Source organism: Ruegeria sp. K7, assembly GCF_056531785.1.
On sequence record NZ_JBQFMJ010000008.1, the window covers coordinates 1 to 23233 of the forward strand.

Below are 23233 nucleotides of genomic sequence, written 5' to 3' on the forward strand. Positions count from 1 at the left end.
GGGGGAGTCAGAACACCCGAAACCACTGGGGCATAAACGGGGGCATTTCTCGGAGGGTTTAGCCCCAAGTGCCTAGTCTCGTTCCATGTTCCGATGAACTGGCTGGGGTGGTAGGATTCGAACCTACGATACACGGTACCAAAAACCGCTGCCTTACCACTTGGCTACACCCCAACGGTGAGCGGCTGTCTACGATTGTTGGTGGCGGTGTTCAAGGGCTTTCCTGCAAAAATCTCGGTTGCCCCAGAAATTTTTTCAAGCCGTCATTTTGTTTCAATCAAGACCGCCCCGGTACGATGTCCGGTCGCGACCAATTCGTGCGCCGCCGGGCACTCGTCCATAGAAAATACCTGTTGGATTGGGCAATTTAAGGCACCTGCCTCAAGTGCGGTATGGAGTTTTTCGACTGCAGCAGAACGGGAGGCCATGGGTAATAGATAAACCAGGATGGTCTCCAGCGTAACCGCTTTGAACATCAGGGGGTAGAAGGGCAGAACGGGAAGCATTTCCTTGGCGGACCCAAAAGTGTTGATCCGTCCGTTTTCAGCGATGACTGCCGTGTTCGTCTCGACGTTCCGGCCAAACTCGACATCGACGATTCGGGCGATCGGGCGCCCGTTGTTGGCTTGCAGAATTTGATCCGCGAGGTCCGGGGCATTGTAGTCCAGAACCGCATCTGCTCCGGCCTGCAAAACCCTTTCGAAACTGCCCGGACCGGACGTGGCGATGACATGGGCGCCGCCCCACTTTGCCAGTTGAACGGCCAGATAGCCGACCGTGCCAGCGCCGCCGTGAATCAGCAGGCTTTGCCCTGCGATGTCACCGCCAGAGAATACGGCGTGGCATGCTGTCAGGCCCGGAATGCCCAGTACGGCTCCGGTTTCGAAAGACACGGAATCGGGCAGAGGCACGGCTTGCTCGGCCGGCAGCGTGATCTCAGTGGCGGCTGTGCCGAACGGCCGCTGCCACTGGCCGTTCCAGAGCCAGACGCGTTGACCAATCCTTGAGGTTGGGACTCCTTCGCCAACCGCTGCGATAACACCGGACCCGTCGCTGTGCGGGATGATCACCGGGAACGGCGGCTTGGTCACGCCGGGTCTGCTTCCGTCGCGTGCTTTGACATCCGAAGGATTGACGGCTGAAAAAGCCAGATCGACTGTGACTTCTCCGACCCCCGGAGCGGTTGAGGGCACATCATGTACTTTCAGAACGTCGCCTGCGGAACCAAAGGCGCTATAAGTCACGGCTTTCATGGTCTTCCCTTCTTGTTTTGCCGCAACAGTAGCCGGGACGGCGTGAATTGCCAGCCCCAGTAAAGGATTGGGAGCGACAGCTACGGTGGATTCCTTGTTTTGCCGCAGGCCAGTTGCAATTGAATTTCAGTTGCACGAATTGTCAATTAAGGTAATGAAATATCTAATAAAAAATGGGAATCGCATTGAAATTGGGGATTTCAGAGATTAGCTGTCGGACATCCGCAAGACACGTGCCAAGGAGGCTCAGAAATGCAATTGAATTCCAAAGTTTCAGACGCCCTGAACCGTCAGATCAACAATGAGCTTCACGCCTCGTATTCCTATCTTGCGATGGCCGCTTATTTCGAATCCCAGGATCTGCCGGGCTTTGCACAGTGGTTCAAAAGCCAGTCGGCAGAGGAAAACGCACACGCTATGCGTATCTTCGAGTTTCTGGCCAAGCGCGGGGGGCGGATAGAGATTGACGGGATTGCCAAACCCAAGGTGGATTTTGGCTCGCCGGTTGATGTGTTGGAAGCGGCGCTGGCGCAGGAGAAGACTGTAACAGGTCAGATCAATGCGTTGTTCGAACTGGCGCAGGAAGTCAGGGAATTCAGCACCCAGAACATGTTGAACTGGTTTCTGGACGAACAGATCGAGGAAGAGGATCTGATAGGTCAGGTGCTGGACAAGGCAAAGGCAGCCAACGGTGATCGCTGGCACCTTTTGATGCTGGATCAGGAGCTTGGCGCTCGCGGCGTTGGCGACTCGGAATAGAAATCGGAGAAAGGGCTATTCCCGGATTTCTGCAGGATCGACGCCCCACAGGTTGCCTTTCAGCGTCCAGCCGCGATAGCCACCGGCTGAGACGCGGCACCAGTCAACCGTGCAGGTTCCAAGACGGGCCACGACGCCCGCTTCGAAATGAGCGCTGACCTGTGAGGCTGGGTCGGGACTGGAATAGACCGGCAGCATTTCGCTTTCGATCAGAACGGTCCGTACGCCTGACAACAGGGCGTAGTGGACCCAACCTCCGGCGCCGTCGCGATCCTGAACCTTGCGCCAGTTTCCGTATTCGGCAGTGATCTGCAACGGCATCCCGCGCCGTTTGAACACCCAATCGATTCGATGGGTCAGCGATGGCCCGCGGCGCACATTCCCTTCAGCGGCTTTCATCGACACATAACGTGGCAACGGCAGGTTGGTGACGGGGCCGCGTTTGTCCTGCGCGCTGGCCGCCAATGTGCCGAACACGATCAGAAATACAAACAGGATCGCCAGAACCGGGCGTTTTACCGATAGAAAACCACTCACCGAATGCCTGCTCTTATACCTGTTCAACGGGTTTCGAAAAAAGGTCGACTCAATGGCCGTGGGGTTCTTGTGCCCCGCCTTATCCTGCGCCACGATGACATGGCGCGCGCACGTTTGCAAAGCAGTGGGAGGGCGAAAGTGCCAAGAGAACGTCTGAGTGTTGTCGTTACGCGACGGTTGCCAGAGGCAGTGGAAACCCGATTGAGCGAGCTGTTCGATGTGCGCCTGCGGGACGATGATACACCAATGACCCGCGACGAGCTTGTCGCGGCCGTGAAAGAGGCGGATGTCCTTGTCCCGACGGTCACGGATACCATTGACGGCGGACTGCTGGGGCAGGCGGGTGAAAACCTGCGGCTGATCGCAAATTATGGCGCCGGCGTCGATAATATCGATGTCGCGACGGCGCGGCAGCGTGGGATACTGGTCTCGAACACCCCCGGTGTTCTGACCGATGATACCGCGGACATGACAATGGCGCTGATATTGGCCGTCACACGCCGTATCCCCGAGGGGCTGGCGATCATGCAAAAGGGCGATTGGACGGGATGGGCGCCCACGGCATTCCTTGGAGGGCGGATCGGCGGTCGCCGGCTTGGCATCCTCGGCATGGGCCGGATCGGTCAGGCTGTCGCGCGCCGTGCCGCCGCGTTCGGAATGCAGGTGCATTACCACAACCGCCGCAGGCTGCGCCCCGAGATCGAAGAAGAACTTGAAGCGACCTATTGGGAGAGCCTGGACCAGATGGTGTCGCGGATGGATGTCATCTCGGTCAACTGCCCGTCGACCCCGTCAAGTTTTCATCTGATGAACGCACGTCGTCTGAAACTGATGAAACCGTCGGCCGTTCTTGTGAACACGTCGCGGGGTGAAGTGGTCGATGAAAATGCGCTGACCCGCATGATCCGGTCAGGCGAAATCGCGGGGGCAGGGTTGGATGTCTATGAACACGGTACCGACGTCAACCCGCGCCTGAGGCAGCTGCCCAACGTTGTCCTGTTGCCGCACATGGGGTCCGCCACGCTGGAGGGGCGGATTGAGATGGGCGAGAAGGTTATCATCAATATCAAAACCTTCGAGGACGGGCATCGCCCACCGGATCAGGTGGTGCCATCAATGCTTTGACAAAATGACGCCCCGGTCGGAAATGCCGGGGCGATCGTGTATTTCATCATTATTAGGTTGAGAGGACACTATGAAACGTGGAATGATTTCAGGACTGCTTCTGTCTGTGGCTGTCTCGACCACTTCGGTATTCGCTCAGGAAACTGCGGACGCGGTGTCGCCCGAGGCGGCGACCGAAGGTGAGGCGCAGGCGCTGACCGCTGAGGTGATCGCAGCGCTTGAAGCGAAGATGGCCGGGGCCCCGGTTGAAGCGCAAGACTGGATGGTGGCCGCCGCCAACCCGCTTGCGGTCGAGGCGGGCGCGCGGGTGCTGCGCGACGGGGGCACGGCGGCGGACGCGATGGTTGCCGTTCAGGTTGTTCTGGGATTGGTCGAGCCGCAATCGTCAGGTCTGGGCGGTGGCGCGTTTCTGGTCTGGTACGATGCGGCCAGCGGTCAGCTGACCACTCTGGACGGGCGTGAAACTGCACCGCTCGCGGCAAGACCCACGCTGTTTCAGGACGAAAACGGAGAGCCGCTGAAGTTCTTCGATGCCGTTGTCAGCGGCCTTTCTGTGGGAACGCCCGGTACGCCTGCCTTGCTCGAAGAAGCGCATCGGCGCTGGGGGCGCAGCTCATGGCCCTCGTTGTTCAAGGACGGCATCGCGCTGGCCGATGACGGATTTCTGGTGTCGCCTCGACTGGCGGCTTTGGTCGCGAACGACGCCGAGCGTCTGGCGCGTTTTCCTGCTACGGCCGAATATTTCCTGCCCGGTGGGGCACCTTTGGAACAGGGGCAGCGGCTGACAAACCCGGAATATGCCGAAACGCTTCGCACCTTGGCAGGTGAAGGCTCAGCCGGGTTCTACGGTGGCGATATTGCTGCGGGCATCGTGAACACAGTTCGCTCGGCGCCGGGCAATCCGGGTGTGTTGTCCGGGATCGACCTCGCGCTCTATCAGGTGGTAGAGCGCGCGCCGGTTTGCGCGGCCTACCGGGCCTATGAGGTCTGCGGCATGGGCCCGCCATCATCAGGTGCCCTGACGGTCGGGCAAATTCTGGGAATGCTGGACGGCTACGATCTGGCTGGCCTCGGGCCGGAAAATCCCGAAGCGTGGCGATTGATCGGTGACGCCTCAAGACTGGCATTTGCCGATCGCGGTCGCTACATGGCTGACAGCGATTTCGTCCCGGTGCCGACCGCCGGTCTGGTGGACCCGGACTATCTTTCCCAGCGCGGTTCGCTGCTGAACCAGGAAGGTACCCTGACCGAGGCAACACCCGGCAAGCCCGAGTTCGACCACGCCCTGAACCTGGCGGATGATGTTTCTCTGGAGCTGCCGTCGACGTCGCATATCTCGATCGTTGACCGGTATGGGAATGTGCTGTCGATGACGACGACAATCGAAAACGGCTTTGGCTCGCGGCTGATGACAAGCGGCTTCCTGCTGAACAATGAACTGACGGATTTCTCGTTCCGAACGCACAAGGACGGCGTCCCGATTGCCAACCGGCTTGAACCCGGCAAACGCCCCCGCTCGTCGATGAGCCCGACCATCGTCATGCAGGACGGCGCTCCGGTGCTGGCCATAGGTTCACCCGGCGGCAGCCGCATCATCGGGTATGTCGCCAAATCGATCATCGCCTGGGCCGATTGGGGCATGGATGTGCAGCAGGCCGTTTCCCTGCCGCATCTGGTCAACCGCTTTGGGACATATGATGTCGAGTTGGGCACCGGTGCAGAAGGTTTCCTGGATGCCCTGACCGAGCTGGGTTTCGAAGTGAATGCCCGGGATCTGACCTCGGGCCTGCATGCTATCGAAATCGGAGAGGTTCTGAGCGGTGGCGCAGACCCGCGTCGTGAAGGTATCGCGCTGGGTGAATAACCGGGCGACAGAAAGGAAAGACCATGGTGCAGGCAAACGCTTTGCCCCGGAATGAGGACGGGATTGCAACCGCAATCGGTATCCTGAAACAGACATTCGGGGACCGGCTGCAAACGGGTGATGCCATCCGCGAGCAGCATGGGCATACAACGACCTGGATAGAAAACCAGCCGCCGGACGCGGTGGTCTTTCCACACTCAACCGCAGAAGTCTCGGATATCGTCAGCACCTGTGCCCTTCACAAAGTGCCGGTGATTGCATTTGGAACCGGCACTTCGCTGGAAGGGCACGTGAACGCGCCCGCAGGTGGGGTTTGCGTTGATCTGAGCCAGATGAACAAGATACTGGCCGTCAATGCCGGTGATCTGGACTGTCTTGTGCAACCCGGTGTCACGCGTGAGGATCTGAATACGTATCTGCGGGATCAGGGCCTGTTTTTTCCCATCGACCCGGGGGCGAATGCCTCGCTGGGCGGGATGGCTGCGACCCGCGCGTCAGGCACAAATGCCGTCCGCTACGGCACGATGAAGGACAATATACTCAGCCTCGAGGCCGTGATGCCGGATGGGCGGATCATTCGCACTGGTCACAGGGCCAAAAAATCCTCGGCCGGATATGACCTGACCCGACTGCTGATCGGGGCCGAGGGCACCTTGGGCATCATCACCGAACTGACGCTGCGCCTTCAGGGCATCCCCGAGGCGATCAGTTCAGCCCGGTGTTCCTTTCCCTCCGTCGATGCGGCCTGTCAGGCCGTCATGATGACCATCCAATACGGCATCCCCGTGGCCAGGATCGAATTGCTGGATGAGTTGTCGGTCAAGGCGGCCAATGCCTATTCCGGCCTGGCTCTCCCTGAAACACCGCTCTTGCTGCTCGAGTTTCACGGGTCCGAATCCGGTGCCATCGAACAGGCCGAAACCTTCGGACACATCGCGGATGAGTTTGGCGGTACCGATTTCGCCGCAACCTCGACCACGGAAGAACGTAACAGGCTTTGGCAGGCCCGCCACGACATGTACTGGGCGTGTCTGCAGTTACGACCCGGCACAAGTGGTATTTCGACCGATGTCTGCGTCCCGATCTCGCGTCTCTCCGAATGTGTGACTGCCACGCAGGCCAAAGCGGCCGAGCTGGGCCTGGTCGCGCCGATGGTAGGGCATGTCGGGGACGGCAACTTCCACACTCTGTTGTTGATCGACATGGACAATGCAGCCGAGGTGTCCAATGCTGAACAATTCGTCGGCTGGCTGAATGATCTGGCCATCTCTATGGACGGAACTTGCACGGGTGAACATGGCATCGGGCAAGGCAAGCGACCCTACCTTCATCGAGAGCTCGGGCCTGCGTTGGATTACATGGCCGCAATCAAATCTGCTTTGGATCCGGACAATATCATGAACCCGGGCAAGATATTGTGAGCGGCCCTGCCGCTTCATCTTTTCCCAAATACTCAAATTCAACGATCTTCAGCTGACCGAACTTCTGTTGTTCGTGCACTAAGGTCGGTTTTGTCCGTTTTTGCGTCGGATGGACTTTGCGGTCAGATGCGCCATTCGTCATAAACCATGCCAAACAGATTCATTCCGGAGAGCGGGCACATGAAAACCCAAGTCAAAGCACTGGTCGTTGGCGGCGGCGCCGTCGGCACCTCGATTGCGTATCATCTGGCCAAGGCGGGCTGGGACGATGTGATGCTGATCGAGCGGGACGAATTGACGTCCGGATCGACCTGGCACGCCGCCGGTCTGCTGCCGCTGTTCAACATGTCCTATGCGACAACTCACATCCACAAATACTCGGTCGATTTCTACAAGACGCTCGAGGAGGAAACCGGCCTGAACGCAGGTTTCGCCGTGGTCGGCAACCTGCGCATGGCGCAAACGCAAGAGCGTATGGACGAATACATGCTCTATGCGTCCACAGCCGAAACCTGCGACGTCGCCTACGAGTGGCTGACACCCGAGCAGATCAAGGAACGCTGGCCGCTGATCGAGACCTCGGACCTGAAGGGTGCGATCTACCACACCGAAGACGGCTACATAAACCCTGCGGACGTAACACAGGCGATGGCCAAGGGGGCCCGTCAGCGTGGCGTAGACATCGTGCGCAAGATGCAGGCCGACGCGTTCCACTGGAACGGCACCCATTGGGAAGTCACCTGCACCAAAATGGTGGAAAAGGGTGGCAACCTTGTCGAAAGCGACGAGAAGGTCGTGATCACAGCCGAGCATGTCGTGACCGCATCGGGCAACCACGCACAGCGCACTGCCAAGATGCTGGGCATCAAGATGCCTGCCATCCCGGTTGAGCACACCTTCATCGTCATGGACAAGGACCCCGAACTGGTCAAGTGGCGTGAAGCGGGCAACCCCGAGCATCCCGTTGTGCGTGACGCCGACAACGAATCTTATGCGCGTGAAGAGCGTGGCGGCTGGATTCTGGGGATCTATGAACATGGTGCCCCTGCGCGCTTTGAACATGGCGTGCCGGACAGCTTCCGTGCCGACCTTTTCCCGCTGGATCTGGACCGGATCGCGGATCAGTACATGGCGATGGCCGAGCGTGTGCCGTCCTGCGCCGAGTCCGGCCTGAAAGACGATTTCAACGGCCCAATCTGCTATACGCCTGACGGCAACCCGCTGGTTGGTCCGGCACCAGGCCTGCGCAACATGTGGCTGGCCGAAGGGTTCTCGTTCGGTATCACCGCCGCGGGCGGCACCGGCTATTATCTGGCTCAGATGATGGTCGATGGCGAAGCTGAGATCGACATGGCCTCGCTGGACCCGAAACGCTATTCGTCGAACTGGATGACCACAGAGTTCGCGGCGCGCAAGAACGAAGAGTGTTATGAGCACGTCTACATCCTGCACCACCCGGATGAAGAGCGTGAAGCCTGCCGTCCGCTGCGTACCGTTCCGGCCTATGATCGGCAGAAAGCACGTGGCGCACAGTTCGGATGGGTCAACGGGTGGGAACGTCCGAACTATTTTGGCCCCATCGATGCACCTGACAACTTCGACAAAGAAAGCCGCAGCTTCCGCCGCGGTGGCTGGTGGCAGTATGCTGTCGAAGAAGCCAAAGCGATCCGCGAAGGCGTTGGCCTGATCGACGCGTCGGCCTTCACCAAACATGTCGTCAAAGGCCCCGGTGCGACTCAGTTCCTGGACTGGTTCACCTGCAACAAGCTGCCCAAGGTCGGTCGTATCAACCTGACCTACGCGCTGACCTCGCACGGGACCACCCGCACCGAATACACCATCGTCCGCAACGGCGAGAACAACTACTACATCGTCTCGGCCGGTGCCTGGACCGAGTACGATGCCGACTATCTGCGCAAGGCGGCTGAGGACAAGATGGAGGAGTTCGGTTACATCGAGATACAGGACGTGACCACCCAGTGGGGCGTCTTCGCCATCGCCGGACCCAAGTCGCGTGACGTTCTGAAAGAGGTCATCAAGGACGCCGATCCGGAAACTGCGCTGTCCAACAAGCGCTTCCCGTGGCTGTCGGCGCGTCAGATCGAACTAGGCATGTGCCCGGTCAACGCAATCCGTGTGGCCTATACCGGTGAGCTGGGTTGGGAATTGCACCATCCGATCGAGATGCAGAACTACCTGTTCGACCTGCTGGAAAAAGCCGGTGAGAAACATGGTATGAAGCTGGTCGGAGCCCGCGCTCAGAACTGGCTGCGTCAGGAGAAATCCTATCGCGCCTTCGGCACTGAGCTGGGCCGCGACGCGACCCCGCTGGAAGCTGACCTGCCGCGCTTTGTCGACCTGTCGAAAGACTTTTACGGCAAGGCCAAGCTGGAAGAGACCGGCGTGCGCGTGAAGTGCTGCACGCTGCTGATCGACGGACCGGACGATGCCGATCCATGGGGTCGCGAGGCGCTCTATACTCCGGAAGGTGAGCGCGTGGGTCGTCTGACCTCGGGCGGGTATTCGGTGGCCTTCGAGAAATCCATCGGCATGGGCTATGTGAAGCCCGAGCTGGCGGTCGAAGGCACCAAGCTGCAGGTCAAGATGCAGGACAAGCTGTGGGATGCGGTCGTGACCTGCGACAGCCCCTACGATCCGAAAAACGAAACCATCCGCAAGGACGGCTAAGTAAGAACCACGGGCGGTGCACCTGAAGTGCGCCGCCTTTTGCGCTGGGCTTATAGGGTAACTTATTGTTACTTATTGGAAAGTTCGTCGAAACATTCCAATGCCTTGGCCGCGTACATCATGGATGGTCCGCCGCCCATCTGGATGGCCATTGAAAGCACGTCCGAGACTTCGTCGCGTGAAGCCCCGGCTTTCACAAGGGCTTCTGTGTGCAATGAGATGCAGGGTTCACAGCGCACGGCGATCGACATCCCAAGCGCGATGAATTCCTTGATCTTGTAGTCCAACGCACCGCCTTCTTTGACGGACTTTCCCAACGCGCCGAAGGCGCGCGCCGTGTCGGGAATCGCCCCATTCAGGTTGCGCAAACCGCTTCGGGTTTCAGACATTTTTGTCGTCCAGGTCATTGACGTTCTCCGTTATATACAAAAAACGGAATATATCGAAGGTCACCATCAGACTTTGATCTTGATCAGTTGCCGCGTTTATCCGCTATGAAGGCAAGATTATTTGCAGGCAACTCCACTCTTTCGACAACACTCAATCCTTGCCCTTCCATGAATTCGGCGATGTCATCATCGTTTTTGTACCCGATTTCAGGGTCTTGCTGGAAAAGGGCGTCATGAAAGCGTTGGTCACCGTCGCTGGTCAGGGTACCGGAACGCTTGAACGGGCCATAAAGGACAAAACGCCCATTTACGCACAGCGCCCGGGCGACTTCCGTCAGAAGCGTCATTGTTTCGTCCCAACTGATAAGGTGAAGCAGGTTGATCAGGACCACAAGGTCGAACTCTGCAAACTGCTTGTGCCAGCCCTCGGTTGTGGCATCCAGATGCGCGGCCTTCGATACGTTGGCCAGGGCCGTTGTATAGGCGTCGATGCTGGCGCGGCGAACAGGATCAATTTCGGTCGGTTGCCAATTGACTTCGGGCAGGACGGTCGCAATGGCACTGACATGCTGGCCTGTGCCGCTGGCAATCTCAAGCGCGGAACCTGAACGCGGTGCCCATTGCAGCAACAGGTCGCAAAGAACACTGCTGTTCCGGCTCGCGGCCGGAGCAACCAATTTGCCGCCGGCCTCCGGCGTCGCAACGCTCGCGTTCGAGGGCAACTTTCGGCGGGTCATGCGTTAAACCTCGCCGGGCTCAAAGCGGCGACTGTTTCCTGGTCCAGTTCGGGGGCGGCGCCTGTTGTCAGATCCGCGACAAGCTGTGATGCAGCGGGTGCGGTCTGAAACCCGTAACCGCCCTGACCGACGGACCAGACGAACGAGTGGTCGCCGGGATCAGGCCCCAGAACCAGAGTTCCGTCCGGGGCAAAGCTGCGCAATCCCGCCCAGTTCGCCAAAACCCGGTTGACAGGTTCCGTGACCATCGCTTCATACCGGGCCAACCCTTCAGCCAAAACCATGTCGTCGGCATAGGCATCGTGGGGGGCGACGGGATCAGCCTCGCTCGGGGACACGATAAGGTTTCCCGCGTCCGGCTTGGCATACCAGCTGTCGCCGGCACCCAGCATCATGGGCCAGCCGCGCACGTCATATCCGCCCGGCGCAGGAATGCGGGCCATCGATCTGCGATACGGCGTGATGCCGAGCGGTGCGATCCCGGCCAGTTCCGCGATTTCATCAGCCCAAGCGCCAGCGGCATTGACCAGCATCCGGGCTTGATAAACCTGATCTGCCTTTATTTCCCAGTGCCGGGGTTTGCTGATTGCATTGACCTTGTGCCTGGTCAGAATTTGGCCGCCGTTCTTTCGTATGGTTCGGGCAAAATCCTGCAACAACCGGTCCGTGTCGATGTCAAACGCGGCATGACCAACTGCCGCGAATGCCAGCGTGTCCGGGTCCAGGATCGGGACACGGGCCAAGGCGTCTTCCGTGGAAATTGGCGCCACGCTAAGGTTTTCGGCATCTTTCCTGAATTCTTCGGCCTGATGGGGTGCCGCAACCAGCATGATCCCCCGAGGTGTCAGATAACCGCCGTTGTCAGATTGCAGGAACTGCGCACCGGCCCTGTTCAACGCGACCACCGACGGTGGCCCATAGCTTTCTTCGAACAGGGCAGCCGACCGACCCGAAGCGTGATACCCCAGCGCGTCTTCTGCTTCCAGCACGGTGACAGAGCCAAATTGCGACAGGCGTGCGCCCGCGCTCAGACCGGCGATGCCGCCGCCAATGATCAGAAAATCAATCAACTCGTTTTACCCGTCTGAATCGATGTTTATGGAACACAACCCGTGAAGCGGGGTCAGGTCATTCAAGCAGGCTTGAATTTGCGCTTCAACCCATTCAAACAGTGGGCAATCAGATAAAGGGAGGGCAGGGTGAACGCCGCAGATTTACACCCGATGGCCACGGGACATATTCCGTCCTACGTGACACAGGCAGACGGAAGCGATTTTCTTTTCACTTTCATGCTGGTTTTTACTGTTGTCGTGATTGTTTTGCTTGGGGTTGCATATTTCACCCTGCATTCGATCCCCGAGAAAATTGCACACCAGTCCAACCATCCGCAATTTCAGCTGGTGGGTATTCTGGCGCTGCTGGCGTTGTTCACTCATAACGGTCTGTTCTGGGTCGCGGCGATCCTTGTGGCCGGGTTTCAGTTCCCGGATTTTGCTGCACCCCTGCGTGGAATTGCCGATGCCATCCGGTCCCTGGCGCCGCAGCGCGCGCCGGAACCACCCGCGCCACAACCGGCACAAGAACCGCAGCAGGAGCACTAATTCATGCTTGAGACATTGATGTGTGCGCTGGTCACGGTACTGCCGGATTATCTGTTTCGACGCTATGTTCAGGGCAAGCGGATCGGACATGAGATCACACTGTTCACCATGTGGTACGAACTGCGCTGGGGTCTGACCACCTGTGCCATTCTGGCGCTGACCGTGATCACCACCCTGTTTTATTTTCATCCCGCCAGCAGCACGGCGGCGTCCTATTTCCGCACTGTCACCATCCTGCCGCAACTGGGCGGGCGTGTGTCCGAGGTTTACGTTCGTAACAACGAACAGGTCACGGCCGGGCAACCGATCTTCCGGATCGAGGATCTGACCCAGACCGCGCAGGTCGAGGCGGCGCATGCTGAAATCGCGCAGGTTCAGGCCTCGCTGAAAGTCGCACAAACCGATCTGGCCGAGGCGGAAGCCGGGATTGCCGGCGCAAAGGCCGCACTTGATCAGGCGCTGGAGGATCTTGAGCGCAACACGACCTTGCGCGACGAAGGATCAAGCGCTGTGCGTCTGGCCGAAATCGACCGCCTGGAAAACCTGGTGGCCGAGCGTGAAGCCCAAGTGACAGCAGCCCAATCCCGGCGCGCTGCGGTCGTGCAACAGATCGAAGAGTTGATTCCCGCGCAACTGGCCAGCGCCAATGCACAATTGGACGCGGCACTGACCGAGCTGGACAAAACCGTCATCAATGCCGGGGTCACGGGCCGGGTCGAACAGTTTGGATTGCAGGTCGGCGACTATGTCAGTCCGCTGCTGCGCCCGGCTGGTATTCTGGTTCCGTCCTCGTCCGGTCATGATCGGTTCCAGGCGGCCTTCAATCAGCTGTCCGCACAGGTCATCAAGCCCGGCATGATCGGAGAGCTTGGCTGCATGACCAAGCCATTTACGGTGATCCCGATGGTCGTGGTCGAGGTGCAGGACGTGATCCCCTCGGGTCAGATCCGCCCCTCGGACGAATTGCGTGATGTGCAGACCAATACGGTGCCGGGGTCGATCCTTGTCTATCTCGAACCGCTGTACAAAGGCATGGCGGACGACATTCCGGCGGGCAGCAACTGTCTGGCAAATGTGTACACGGACAACCACGAGCGGCTCGAGCATGAAGACCTGGGTTTCTGGCAGGCTGCGTTCCTGCATGTCGTCGACACGATCGGTGTCGTCCACGCGGCTGGCCTGCGCCTGCGCCTGATCCTGATGCCGGTCAACACGCTGGTTCTGAGCGGGCATTGATCAATCTGCTTGCCGGTTAACACGCAACGGCCGGTCTTGCGGCAGCGGTTCGCAAGCACGCTGGCGAACGACAGCCAGTATGGATAGGGCTTTGCTTGGGGCGATGGGGAACAGTCGCCAACTGAAATCAGGTCCTGCTGTATTCTGGCGATCTGCCGTGCCGTAGCTGCCACGGAAACAAAAAAGGGTTGGCCCGAGGGCCAACCCTAATGTTTCAATCTTACAGTGTTTACTGCGGAATCTCGCCTTCCAGACCTTCGACATAGAAGTTCATACCGGCCAGAGTACCGTCATCGGCAACTTCACCTTCGGCCAGCCAGTCGCTGCCGTCCTGCTTTTTCAGCGGGCCGGTGAACGGGTGGTAGCTGCCGTCAGCAATGGCTGCCTTCATGGCCAGCGCTTCCTCTTTCACGTCGGCAGGCACTGCGTCCGAGATTTCGCCAATCTCAACCATACCTTCTTTGATGCCATCCCAGGTGTTCACGGTTTCCCACGATCCATCCATAACGGCCTGGGTGCGCGCGATGTAGTAAGGCGCCCAGTTGTCGATGATCGAGGATACGCGCGGCTTCGGGGCGTATTCGCTCATGTCCGAGGCCTGACCGAACGTGATGACATTGCCTGCCTCTTGCGCGGCCGCCTGTGGCGCGGTCGAGTCGGTATGCTGCAGGATCACGTCCGCACCCTGTTCGATCAGAACAGTGGCCGCGTCGGCCTCTTTCGCCGGGTCGAACCAAGTGTAGGCCCAGACGATTTTGAAATCGACATCCGGGTTCACCTTCTTGGCGTGGATGTAGGCTGAGTTGATGCCGCGGATCACTTCGGGGATTGGGTACGAGCCGATGTAACCGACGATGTTCGACTGGGTCATTTTCCCTGCGATGTGGCCCTGAACGGCGCGGCCTTCATAAAAGCGTGCCGAATAGACCGAGACGTTGTCGGCAGTCTTGTAGCCGGTTGCGTGCTCGAACTTCACGTTCGGGAATTTCTTGGCCACGTTGATGGTCGGGTCCATGTAGCCGAACGAGGTGGTAAAGATCAGGTCAGCACCTTCCAGCGCCATCTGAGTCATCACACGCTCGGCGTCCGGTCCTTCGGGCACCGATTCAACAAACACGGTTTCGACCTTGTCACCGAAATGTTCTTCAACGGCCAGACGGCCCTTGTTGTGTTCATAGGTCCAGCCGCCGTCGCCCACGGGGCCGACATAAACAAACCCGACCTTGGTTTTGTCTTCGGCCATGGCGCTTGTCGCCAGACCCAGCGCCATGGCGGCGCTTGTCAGAAGTGTTGTGAATTTCATTTAGTTACTCCCCAAGTTGGTTCAGTTGGCCCCGTCTAGTGCGAGGCATGGAAGGTCCGGCCCAGTGAGGCAGGTGCGCTGCTCTTGTCGGCCGAAAGGATCACAAGCACAAGGATCGTGATGATGTATGGCGACATTGCCAGATACTCGACTGGAATGGCAACGCCCGCTGCCTGCAGATTAAGCTGCAACACTGTGATTCCGCCAAACAAATAAGCACCCAACAATGCACGCCACGGCTTCCAGCTTGCGAACACGACCAGAGCCAGAGCAATCCAGCCAACACCGGCGGTCATGCCCTCGGTCCACTGCGGAACACGGATCAGGCTGATGTACGCGCCGCCAAGTCCGGCGCAGGCTCCGCCGAACAGGATCGCCATGATGCGGATCTTGATGACCTTGTAGCCCAGGGCGTGCGCCGCATCGTGGTTTTCACCCACCGCGCGCAGGATCAGACCAACACGGGTGTATTTCAGCGTGGCCCAGACGGCGGCCGTCAGAGCGATCCCGACATATAGAATCGGATCGTGCTGGAACAGGATCGGGCCAATGACCGGGATATCGCTCAGCACAGGGATATGGATGTCGCCCATGCTGGGCGGTTTGATCCCTACATAGCTCTGCCCCATCAATGCACTGAACCCAAGACCGAACAGCGTCAGCGCGAGGCCACTGGCGACCTGATTGGCCAGCGCCACTTGCGTCAGCAGGACGAACAGAAGGGACAGAACGGCGCCACCGATGGCAGCCGCGATGAACCCCAGCCAAGGCGAGCCGGTTTCGACCGAGATTGCAAAACCGCTGATCGCGCCCACAATCATCATGCCTTCGACGCCAAGGTTCAGAACGCCAGCCTTTTCGACGACAAGCTCTCCGATCGCGGCCAGAAGCAGGGGGGTTGCGGCCACCATCAGCGAGGCGACCAGAAGTACGGGATTGATTTCACCAAGGTCCATGGGTCACGCCACCTCGCTACGGGCCGCACGGATGCGGTAGTTTGTCAGAAGATCGAAAGCCAGCAGGAAGAACAGAAGCATCCCCTGGAACACCTGAATGGCTGCGGCCGGCAGGCCCATCTGAGACTGGGCGATTTCGCCGCCAATATAGGTCAGCGCCATCAGGCCACCGGCCAGCAGGATACCCACCGGGTGCAGGCGGCCCAGAAAGGCCACGATGATCGCAGTAAAGCCGTAGCCCACGTTGAAATCGATGCTGACGACACCGGCCGGTCCCGAGACCTCGAACATGCCTGCCAACCCGGCCAGCATACCGGACAGGCCCAGGCAGAACAGGATCAGACGAGCAGGGTTTACACCGGCGAATTTCGCCGCCCGCGGTGCCTCACCTGTCAGGCGGATGTGAAAACCCAGCATGTGACGGTTCAGCAGCACATAGGCAAAGATCACCGCGATCAAGGCGGTCACGACACCCCAGTGCATCCCCGATCCCGCAATCAGTTCGGCATTATGCGCGCTTTCATAGGATTGCAGGTTGCGCGAGCCGGGAAAGCCGAACCCTTCGGGATTCTTCAGCAGGCCAAGAGAAACCGAGGCCAGCATCTGCTCGGCCACATAGACCAGCATCAGCGAAACAAGGATTTCGTTGGTTCCAAAGCGCACTTTCAAAAAGGCCGGGATCATCGCCCACAGCCAGCCACCAAACGCACCGGCGATCACCATTATCGGGAAGATGTACCAGCCCTCCAATGGGTAGAACGCAAGTCCCGCAGCAGCGCCGAATATGGCGCCCATGATATACTGACCCTCGGCACCGATATTCCAGATGCCGGCCCGGAAACCCAGCGAAAGGCCAATCGCGATCAGCACCAGCGGCGCGCCTTTCACCAGCAGTTGCGGCCGGTAGTAAAAGGAAAACTCACCGAACAATGGCTCCCAAAAGATGGTGCCGATTGCCTGCAGCGGGTTCTTGCCCAGAATAGCGAACAAAAGCCCGCCAAACACCATCGTTGCCAGCACGGCCACCAGAGGGGTCGCATAAGACCACGCCTTGGACGGCTGCGGCCGTTTCTCCAACACAATCACCTGCTCATCCCTCCAAGTTCTTCATCTTTTTGAAAATACTCCCGCCGGAGGCGGTCAATCTGTCTACACATGAGCCACCTCCATGCCATGCGCGCCGCCCATCATCAGGCCGATCTCATCCACGGTCAGACCTGTGGTCGTGCGTGGCGCGCTCAGGCGTCCTTCATTCAACGCGGCAAAACTGTCCGAGATCTCCATCAGCTCATCCAGATCCTGGCTGATGCAAATGACGGCAGTACCCTTGGCTGCAAGATCCAGAATGGCCTGTCGGATTGAGGCCGCTGCGGCCGCATCCACACCCCAAGTGGGCTGATTCACCACCAGAACGTCGGGGTTTTGCAACACTTCGCGTCCGATAACGAATTTCTGCAGGTTGCCGCCGGACAGAGACCGGGCCGCATTTTCCGGCCCGGGCGTGCGGACATCAAAGGCCTTGATGATCTTTTCGGCGAAACTCTTGGTCTCGGCCCATTTCAGAAACCCGTTGTTCTCCAACCCTTCACGGACCGATCCAGTCAGCAGGGCATTTTCGGTAAGGCTCATATCCGGAGCGGCCGCATGACCCAACCGCTCTTCGGGAGCGGTCAGAACACCCAGCTTTCGCCGTTCGGTCGGACCCAATTTGCCAATCGGTTGTCCATTGAACTTGATCGCGTCGGCTGTTGTCTGAATTTCTCCGGACAGCACGCCAAGCAATTCGTCCTGCCCATTGCCCGCAACACCCCCGATGCCCAGAACCTCGCCCTTTCGGACGGTCATATGCACATTCTTCAGCGCGGTCCCGAACTCAGAAGGCGAGGGCACCGACAATCCGCTGACATCCAGCGCAACGTCCCCGAACTCTCGCCCCGATCGTTCCGGCGTTTGCAGGGTCGAACCGACCATCATCTCGGCCATGTCCCGCGCCGAGGTCTCGGACGGAACGCATTCGCCCACATTCTTGCCCAGACGCAGGATCGTGGCGTGATCACACAGCGTGCGAATTTCTTCCAGCTTGTGCGAGATATAAAGGATCGAGGTTCCTTCGGACCGCAATTTGTTCAGCGTCTCGAACAGGATATCGACCTCCTGCGGCGTCAGAACCGAGGTCGGCTCATCCATGATCAAGAGCTTGGGCTCCTGCAACAGACAGCGGATGATCTCGACCCTCTGACGTTCGCCCGCAGACAGATCACCAACCGTGCGATACGGGTCCAGCGGCAGACCGTAGGTTTCGGACACTTGCCGGATACGCGAGGCCAGATCGCCCATGGGTGGCGGGTTCTCCATCCCCAATGCGATGTTCTCGGCCACATTCAGTGCGTCGAACAGCGAGAAATGCTGGAACACCATCGCGATCCCGTCGGCCCGTGCGGCACGGGGCTCCGGCGGCGCAAAGGATTGGCCGCGCAACAACATCGTGCCGCTGTCGGGCTTCACCAGCCCGTAGATCATCTTTACCAGCGTGGATTTACCGGCGCCGTTTTCACCCAGCAGGGCGTGAACTTCGCCTTCGCCGATGTCAAAGGACACCTGATCATTGGCCACGACGCCAGGATAGGCTTTGGTCAGCCCCTGCAAGCTTAACAATGGAGTGGTCACGCGCTCAGGTCCTTTTTCAACTCGTTCTGCCGGGCAGGGCGCAAGAGCTGCGCCGCGACGCCAACGGCAATCATCTGCGGGTGTTTGCCCAGTGACGGATTACCGATTGGACAGGTTATCCGGCTTATCCGCTCGGGCGAGTGCCCAAGTGCCGCCAGCCGTGATCGGAATCGCGCCCATTTCGTAGCCGAGCCGATCAACCCGGCAAAGCGGAAATCGTGCAAAAGCAGCCTGTTGCAAAGCTCCAGGTCCAGATTGTGCGAGTAGGTCAGGACCAAATGCTCTGCGTCTCGCGGTGCATGGCGAACCAGTTCTGCTGGCTTGGCGGCGGGAACAGCAGTTACATCCGGCGGCACCGTTTCCGGGAACCGCTCAGGCCCGGTATCGACCCAGGTGATTGCCAGATCGGGCAGAGGGGACAGGACATCGACCAGGGCACGTCCCACATGGCCGGCGCCCCAGATCCACAGATTGCGGGCCGGTGTGTGAATCGGCTCGACCATCCAGCCGTCTAACAACTGAGGCTCGGGTTCGACACCCTGACACCGGGCTTGCGCCAGCATCCGTTTGACCGACAGCGGCATCGCGCCTGTCGAAACCGGGCGAGCGATGATATTGTCATCCAGCCCTTCCACCGCATCAAAATCATAGATCTCGCTGAGCAGCGTCACAGCACCACCGCAGCACTGGCCCAGATCGGGGCCAAGCGCATGTTGCGTCAGGCGGGACGAAACGGCTTGTGTTCTTGCAGCTTCCGCCGCCTGAAATTCCAAAGTGCCGCCTCCGATCGTGCCGGACTGCCCGTCTTTCCAGACCAGCATCGCGGCCCCGACCTCGCGCGGGGACGACCCCTTGATCCCGGCGATAACCACCCGGACAACTTTTCCGTGGGTATTGACCGCCTCCCTCAAAGCCTCCCGATCAAATCCCATCAGATGCCTCCCTTCATCCTTTGGACGCCGCGCCAGACCTCTTCGGCCGTGGCGGGCGCATCCAATGCCGGATAGCTGTCCCCGCAAGCCGCGACCGCGTTCGACAGCGCCAGCCAGGCGGAAATACCCAGCATGAACGGCGGCTCACCTACCGCTTTCGACCGATAGATCGTGTCCTCGCGGTTTTCGCCATCCCAGAGCGCGACATTGAATATGTCGGGCCGGTCGGAACAGGCCGGAATCTTGTACGTCGACGGCGCATGGGTGCGCAGATTGCCCTTGCCGTCCCAAACCAGTTCCTCGGTCGTCAGCCAGCCTGCGCCCTGAACATACCCACCTTCGACCTGCCCGATGTCCAACGCCGGGTTCAGCGACGCACCAGCGTCGTGCAGGATATCCGTGCGCAGGATGCGGTTCTCACCGGTAAGCGTGTCTACTGCGACCTCGGTGATCGAGGCACCGTAGGCGAAGTAGAAAAACGGGCGACCCCGGCCCTTGATCCGGTCCCATTCGATCTTGGGTGTTTTGTAGAACCCGGTCGCCGACAGGCTGATGCGGCCCTGATAAGCCAGCGCGGCAGCTTCGGCGAAGGTATAGCGTTCCTCTCCGACCGAGACATGGCCGTCCGAGAACGTCACCGCCGACGGATCGGCCTGATGCCGTTCGGCCAGATAATCGGCCATCCGGTCGCGGATCGTGTCGCAGGCGGCTTTCACCGCCATACCGTTCAGATCGCTGCCCGACGAGGCTGCCGTCGCCGAGGTGTTGGGTACCTTCGCGGTATCGGTGGCGGTGATCTTCACCATCTCGAGCGGAATGCCAAAGCGCGAGGCCGCAACTTGCGCAACCTTCTGAAACAGGCCCTGGCCCATTTCGGTGCCACCATGGTTCAGGTGGACAGAGCCGTCCTGATACACATGCACCAGCGCACCCGCCTGGTTCAGGTGGGTCAGCGTGAAGGAAATACCGAACTTGACCGGGGCAAAAGCGATGCCCTTCTTGATCACTCTGTTCTCGGCGTTCCACTTCTCGATGGCCGCCTTGCGTGACGCGTAATCGCTGGTTTTCAGCAGCTTTTCGGTCATTCCGTGCAGTTCGCAATCGCTGACTTCCATCCCGTAGGGCGTGGTGTTGCCGCCTGCGGGCAAGGGGCGCACTGGGGCGTCCCCCATCTCAACAGCGCCGCGGCTGGTCAGGTCTTCGTGCGGATCGGGATGGCCCAGAGGTTTTTCCGCAGGCTCAGCGTCCGCGACAGCATGAGCCGGTTCGTAATAATTCCGGCGGCGCAGTTCGACCGGGTCCAAGCCCAATTCATAGGCTGCATGGTCCATGACGCGTTCGATACCAACCATACCCTGCGGCCCGCCAAAGCCGCGATAAGCGGTGGCGGATTGGGTGTTGGTTTTCAGCCGGTGGCTTTCGATCCGCGCATTGGGCAAAAGATAGGCGTTGTCGGAATGCAGCATCGCACGGTCGGCGACAGGCAGGGACAGGTCCTGCGCCCAGCCGCAAATGGCATATTGCAGGACGGAAACACCCTGAATGTGCCCGTTTTCATCGAAACCGGCCTTGTATGCGATACGGAAGGCGTGGCGTTTGCCGGTGATGATCATGTCATCGTCGCGGTCATAGCGCATCTTGCAGGCCTTGCCGGTGGCGCGGGCGGCCACGGCACAGGATACGGCCAAAGCGTTGCCCTGACTTTCCTTGCCGCCAAAGCCGCCGCCCATTCGGCGGGTCTCAACACGAACGGCATGCATGGGAACACCCAAGGCATCCGCCACTTTGTGCTGAATCTCGGTCGGGTGTTGGGTCGAGCTGTGCACCAGCATATCCGCGCCCTCATTCGGCACGGCCAGCGCGGCCTGGCCTTCCAGATAGAAATGCTCCTGCCCGCCGATCTCGAACGTGCCTTCGATGACATGCGCGGCCCCGGCGATGGCGGCATCAGCGTCACCTTTGGCATAAATACGGGGACCATCTTCGAACCGGCTGTCCGCGGCCAAAGCCTCTTCGACCGTCAGGATCGGGGTTTCTTCGGCGTAGTCGATTTTGCCCAGCCGGGCTGCCTTGCGCGCGGCCAGATGGCTGGTGGCGATCACAAGGAAAACGGGCTGTCCGATGTAGTGAATCGAACCATCCGACAGCAGCGGTTCATCATGGATCGACGGAGAGACATCGTTTACAAACGGCAGATCGTCGGCGGTCATGACCATGACGACCCCATCGGCAGCTTTCACCGCTGACAGATCCATCGATGTGATCGTGCCCTTGGCAATCGGGCTAAGGCCAAAGGCCAGATGCAGCGATCCCTTGGGTGTCGGAATATCATCCACATAACGCGCGGTTCCAGAGACATGCAGCGGCGCCGCGTCATGGGGGAGGGGTTTGGTCACGCTCATGCCGACACCTCCAATACGTTTGTGATTTCGCCCTGATCTTCGAGGAAGTACCTCTCAAGCATCGCTTTTGCGGTCTCCAATCGGTAGGTGGCCGAGGCGCGCATATCCGTCATCGGCGTGAAGTCGTTGGCAAAGGCTGGGATAGCGGCTTGAACAGTCTCATGTGTCCAGGTTTTGCCCGTCAGCGCTGCTTCGACATTCGAAGCGCGCTTGGGAATGCCAGCCATGCCGCCGAACGCGATACGCGCATCAGCGACGACACCGTCTGCCACAATGATCTTGAAACACCCGCAAACGGCCGAGATATCTTGGTCAAACCGCTTGCTTAGTTTGTAAGTCTTCAAGCGATCCTCCTGACGTGGGAAACTGACTGCCTCGACGAATTCTCCGGGTGCTCGATCTTGCTTTCCGTAGTCGATAAAGAACTCTTCCAGCGGGATCGACCGGCGTGTATTACCCTTGCGCAGATGCAGTGTTGCACCCAAGGCAATCAGGGCAGGCGGGTTGTCCCCGATGGGCGAGCCGTTGGCGATGTTGCCACCGACGGTGGCCGCGTGGCGCACCTGAACACTGGCGTAACGGCGGATCATCTCGGCGTAGGAGGGATGCAGGTCGGCCAATGCCTCACCCATGCGGTTCATGTCGACCATGGCACCGAAGCGGATTTCGTCATCCGTGATGGTGATTTCCTTCAGGTCATCGCAACGGTTCAGGAATATCACCGGATCGAGATCCCGCAGTTGTTTCGTGACCCAAAGCCCAACATCGGTCGCGCCGGCAACCAGGGTGGCGTCAGGATGCTGAGCATAAACTGCCGCCAGCTCATCCGTTGACCCCGGCAGCATGGGCGAAGTCACCAGCGTCGCCACCGGCTTGTCCTTGACCCAAACGGGAACCGGTTGCGTTTCGGTCGCTGCAGCCGCGCGTATGATCGGTGCGTATCCCGTGCACCGGCACAGGTTTCCGGCAAGCTGTGTGTCGTGATCCGTGGCACCATTGGCGTGACTTGCCACCATCGACATGACGAAACCGGGGGTGCAAAAGCCGCACTGAGACCCGTGCAGATCAACCATCGCCTGCTGAACAGGATGGGACTCGCCATTTGGGCCGCTGGCACCTTCGACGGTGCGCACCGCTTTGCCGTGTAGTTGAGGCAGGAACAGAATGCAGGAGTTCAGCGCCTTGTGGCCACCCTCATCCGTCACCATGACGGTGCAGGCCCCGCAATCGCCTTCGTTGCAGCCCTCCTTGGTGCCGGTCAGGCCACGATCTTCGCGCAGCCAGTCCAGCAGGGTCGCTGTCGGATTGACATCCGCCAGCTCCACTGTCTCTCCGTTCAGAAGAAACGTGATATTCATACGAG

The 23233-nt window shown here is 59.4% G+C and carries 19 protein-coding genes and 1 tRNA gene; 7 read left to right on the forward strand and 13 right to left on the reverse strand.

Annotated elements, in window-relative coordinates:
• Positions 1-99: 99 nt before the first annotated feature.
• Positions 100-174, reverse strand: a tRNA-Gln gene (locus ACR0FE_RS13620).
• Between the two features lie 89 nt (positions 175-263).
• On the reverse strand, positions 264-1253 hold the full coding sequence (locus tag ACR0FE_RS13625; protein WP_480913302.1) for an NADPH:quinone reductase: 990 nt from the start codon (positions 1251-1253) through the stop codon (positions 264-266).
• A 252-nt stretch (positions 1254-1505) separates the two neighbouring features.
• Between ACR0FE_RS13625 and ACR0FE_RS13630 the strand changes: the two genes are divergently transcribed.
• On the forward strand, positions 1506-2012 hold the full coding sequence (locus ACR0FE_RS13630; RefSeq protein ID WP_480913304.1) for a ferritin: 507 nt from the start codon (positions 1506-1508) through the stop codon (positions 2010-2012).
• 15 nt (positions 2013-2027) lie between these two features.
• Here ACR0FE_RS13630 and ACR0FE_RS13635 read toward each other — a convergent pair whose 3' ends face one another.
• Positions 2028-2549, reverse strand: a complete 522-nt coding sequence (locus ACR0FE_RS13635; RefSeq protein ID WP_480913306.1) for an SH3 domain-containing protein — start codon at positions 2547-2549, stop codon at positions 2028-2030.
• A 138-nt stretch (positions 2550-2687) separates the two neighbouring features.
• Between ACR0FE_RS13635 and ACR0FE_RS13640 the strand changes: the two genes are divergently transcribed.
• The 4 genes from ACR0FE_RS13640 (at position 2688) to ACR0FE_RS13655 (ending at position 9647) form a co-directional block, all read left to right on the forward strand.
• The gene (locus ACR0FE_RS13640; RefSeq protein ID WP_170614862.1) at positions 2688-3674 is read left to right on the forward strand and encodes a 2-hydroxyacid dehydrogenase; all 987 of its coding nucleotides are present in this window, start codon (positions 2688-2690) and stop codon (positions 3672-3674) included.
• A gap of 70 nt (positions 3675-3744) precedes the next feature.
• A complete protein-coding gene (gene ggt / locus ACR0FE_RS13645; RefSeq protein ID WP_480913309.1) occupies positions 3745-5538 on the forward strand; it encodes a gamma-glutamyltransferase in 1794 nt (597 codons plus the stop codon).
• A gap of 23 nt (positions 5539-5561) precedes the next feature.
• Positions 5562-6959 carry an FAD-binding oxidoreductase gene (locus ACR0FE_RS13650; protein ID WP_480913311.1) on the forward strand — a complete coding sequence of 466 codons (1398 nt, stop codon included), beginning with the start codon at positions 5562-5564 and terminating at the stop codon, positions 6957-6959.
• 180 nt (positions 6960-7139) lie between these two features.
• Positions 7140-9647, forward strand: coding sequence for a GcvT family protein (locus ACR0FE_RS13655; RefSeq protein ID WP_480913312.1), 2508 nt, complete (start codon positions 7140-7142; stop codon positions 9645-9647).
• Between the two features lie 68 nt (positions 9648-9715).
• Here the strand turns inward: ACR0FE_RS13655 and ACR0FE_RS13660 are convergent, their stop codons facing one another.
• The 3 genes from ACR0FE_RS13660 to ACR0FE_RS13670 all read right to left on the reverse strand — a co-directional run bounded on the left by ACR0FE_RS13660 (position 9716) and on the right by ACR0FE_RS13670 (position 11843).
• Positions 9716-10054: a carboxymuconolactone decarboxylase family protein gene (locus ACR0FE_RS13660; protein ID WP_480913314.1), complete on the reverse strand. Its 339-nt coding sequence runs from the start codon at positions 10052-10054 to the stop codon at positions 9716-9718.
• A gap of 65 nt (positions 10055-10119) precedes the next feature.
• Positions 10120-10773: a DUF938 domain-containing protein gene (locus ACR0FE_RS13665; RefSeq protein ID WP_480913315.1), complete on the reverse strand. Its 654-nt coding sequence runs from the start codon at positions 10771-10773 to the stop codon at positions 10120-10122.
• Complete coding sequence (locus ACR0FE_RS13670) at positions 10770-11843, reverse strand: NAD(P)/FAD-dependent oxidoreductase (protein ID WP_480913317.1); 1074 nt, start codon at positions 11841-11843, stop codon at positions 10770-10772. Before ACR0FE_RS13670 ends, ACR0FE_RS13665 begins: the two co-directional genes overlap by 4 nt.
• Before the next feature lie 129 nt (positions 11844-11972).
• Between ACR0FE_RS13670 and ACR0FE_RS13675 the strand changes: the two genes are divergently transcribed.
• Positions 11973-12374, forward strand: a complete 402-nt coding sequence (locus ACR0FE_RS13675) for a hypothetical protein (RefSeq protein ID WP_480442174.1) — start codon at positions 11973-11975, stop codon at positions 12372-12374.
• 3 nt (positions 12375-12377) lie between these two features.
• A complete protein-coding gene (locus ACR0FE_RS13680) occupies positions 12378-13610 on the forward strand; it encodes an HlyD family secretion protein (protein WP_480913319.1) in 1233 nt (410 codons plus the stop codon).
• A gap of 229 nt (positions 13611-13839) precedes the next feature.
• Here ACR0FE_RS13680 and ACR0FE_RS13685 read toward each other — a convergent pair whose 3' ends face one another.
• The 7 genes from ACR0FE_RS13685 to xdhA all read right to left on the reverse strand — a co-directional run bounded on the left by ACR0FE_RS13685 (position 13840) and on the right by xdhA (position 23228).
• Complete coding sequence (locus tag ACR0FE_RS13685) at positions 13840-14913, reverse strand: BMP family ABC transporter substrate-binding protein (protein WP_170681068.1); 1074 nt, start codon at positions 14911-14913, stop codon at positions 13840-13842.
• Between the two features lie 35 nt (positions 14914-14948).
• Positions 14949-15869 (reverse strand): ABC transporter permease, encoded by a 921-nt coding sequence (locus tag ACR0FE_RS13690; protein WP_170614853.1) that lies wholly within the window; start codon positions 15867-15869, stop codon positions 14949-14951.
• A gap of 3 nt (positions 15870-15872) precedes the next feature.
• Complete coding sequence (locus ACR0FE_RS13695; protein WP_170614852.1) at positions 15873-16955, reverse strand: ABC transporter permease; 1083 nt, start codon at positions 16953-16955, stop codon at positions 15873-15875.
• 63 nt (positions 16956-17018) lie between these two features.
• Entirely contained in the window at positions 17019-18536 is a 1518-nt protein-coding gene (locus tag ACR0FE_RS13700; RefSeq protein WP_480913322.1) for an ABC transporter ATP-binding protein, read from the reverse strand.
• Complete coding sequence (gene xdhC, locus ACR0FE_RS13705; protein ID WP_480913324.1) at positions 18533-19468, reverse strand: xanthine dehydrogenase accessory protein XdhC; 936 nt, start codon at positions 19466-19468, stop codon at positions 18533-18535. Before xdhC ends, ACR0FE_RS13700 begins: the two co-directional genes overlap by 4 nt.
• On the reverse strand, positions 19468-21870 hold the full coding sequence (gene xdhB / locus ACR0FE_RS13710; protein WP_480913326.1) for a xanthine dehydrogenase molybdopterin binding subunit: 2403 nt from the start codon (positions 21868-21870) through the stop codon (positions 19468-19470). The genes xdhC and xdhB overlap by 1 nt, the downstream gene beginning before the upstream one ends.
• Positions 21867-23228: a xanthine dehydrogenase small subunit gene (gene xdhA, locus ACR0FE_RS13715; protein WP_480913328.1), complete on the reverse strand. Its 1362-nt coding sequence runs from the start codon at positions 23226-23228 to the stop codon at positions 21867-21869. Before xdhA ends, xdhB begins: the two co-directional genes overlap by 4 nt.
• Positions 23229-23233 lie beyond the last annotated feature (5 nt).

Coding starts and splice junctions, on each gene's coding strand:
- ACR0FE_RS13625 (WP_480913302.1), bottom strand. CDS start 1,253: ATGAAAGCCGTGACTTATAGCGCCTTTGGTTCCGCAGGCGACGTTCTG.
- ACR0FE_RS13630 (WP_480913304.1), top strand. CDS start 1,506: ATGCAATTGAATTCCAAAGTTTCAGACGCCCTGAACCGTCAGATCAAC.
- ggt (WP_480913309.1), top strand. CDS start 3,745: ATGAAACGTGGAATGATTTCAGGACTGCTTCTGTCTGTGGCTGTCTCG.
- ACR0FE_RS13650 (WP_480913311.1), top strand. CDS start 5,562: ATGGTGCAGGCAAACGCTTTGCCCCGGAATGAGGACGGGATTGCAACC.
- ACR0FE_RS13655 (WP_480913312.1), top strand. CDS start 7,140: ATGAAAACCCAAGTCAAAGCACTGGTCGTTGGCGGCGGCGCCGTCGGC.
- ACR0FE_RS13660 (WP_480913314.1), bottom strand. CDS start 10,054: ATGACCTGGACGACAAAAATGTCTGAAACCCGAAGCGGTTTGCGCAAC.
- ACR0FE_RS13665 (WP_480913315.1), bottom strand. CDS start 10,773: ATGACCCGCCGAAAGTTGCCCTCGAACGCGAGCGTTGCGACGCCGGAG.
- ACR0FE_RS13680 (WP_480913319.1), top strand. CDS start 12,378: ATGCTTGAGACATTGATGTGTGCGCTGGTCACGGTACTGCCGGATTAT.
- ACR0FE_RS13685 (WP_170681068.1), bottom strand. CDS start 14,913: ATGAAATTCACAACACTTCTGACAAGCGCCGCCATGGCGCTGGGTCTG.
- ACR0FE_RS13690 (WP_170614853.1), bottom strand. CDS start 15,869: ATGGACCTTGGTGAAATCAATCCCGTACTTCTGGTCGCCTCGCTGATG.
- xdhC (WP_480913324.1), bottom strand. CDS start 19,468: ATGGGATTTGATCGGGAGGCTTTGAGGGAGGCGGTCAATACCCACGGA.
- xdhB (WP_480913326.1), bottom strand. CDS start 21,870: ATGAGCGTGACCAAACCCCTCCCCCATGACGCGGCGCCGCTGCATGTC.
- xdhA (WP_480913328.1), bottom strand. CDS start 23,228: ATGAATATCACGTTTCTTCTGAACGGAGAGACAGTGGAGCTGGCGGAT.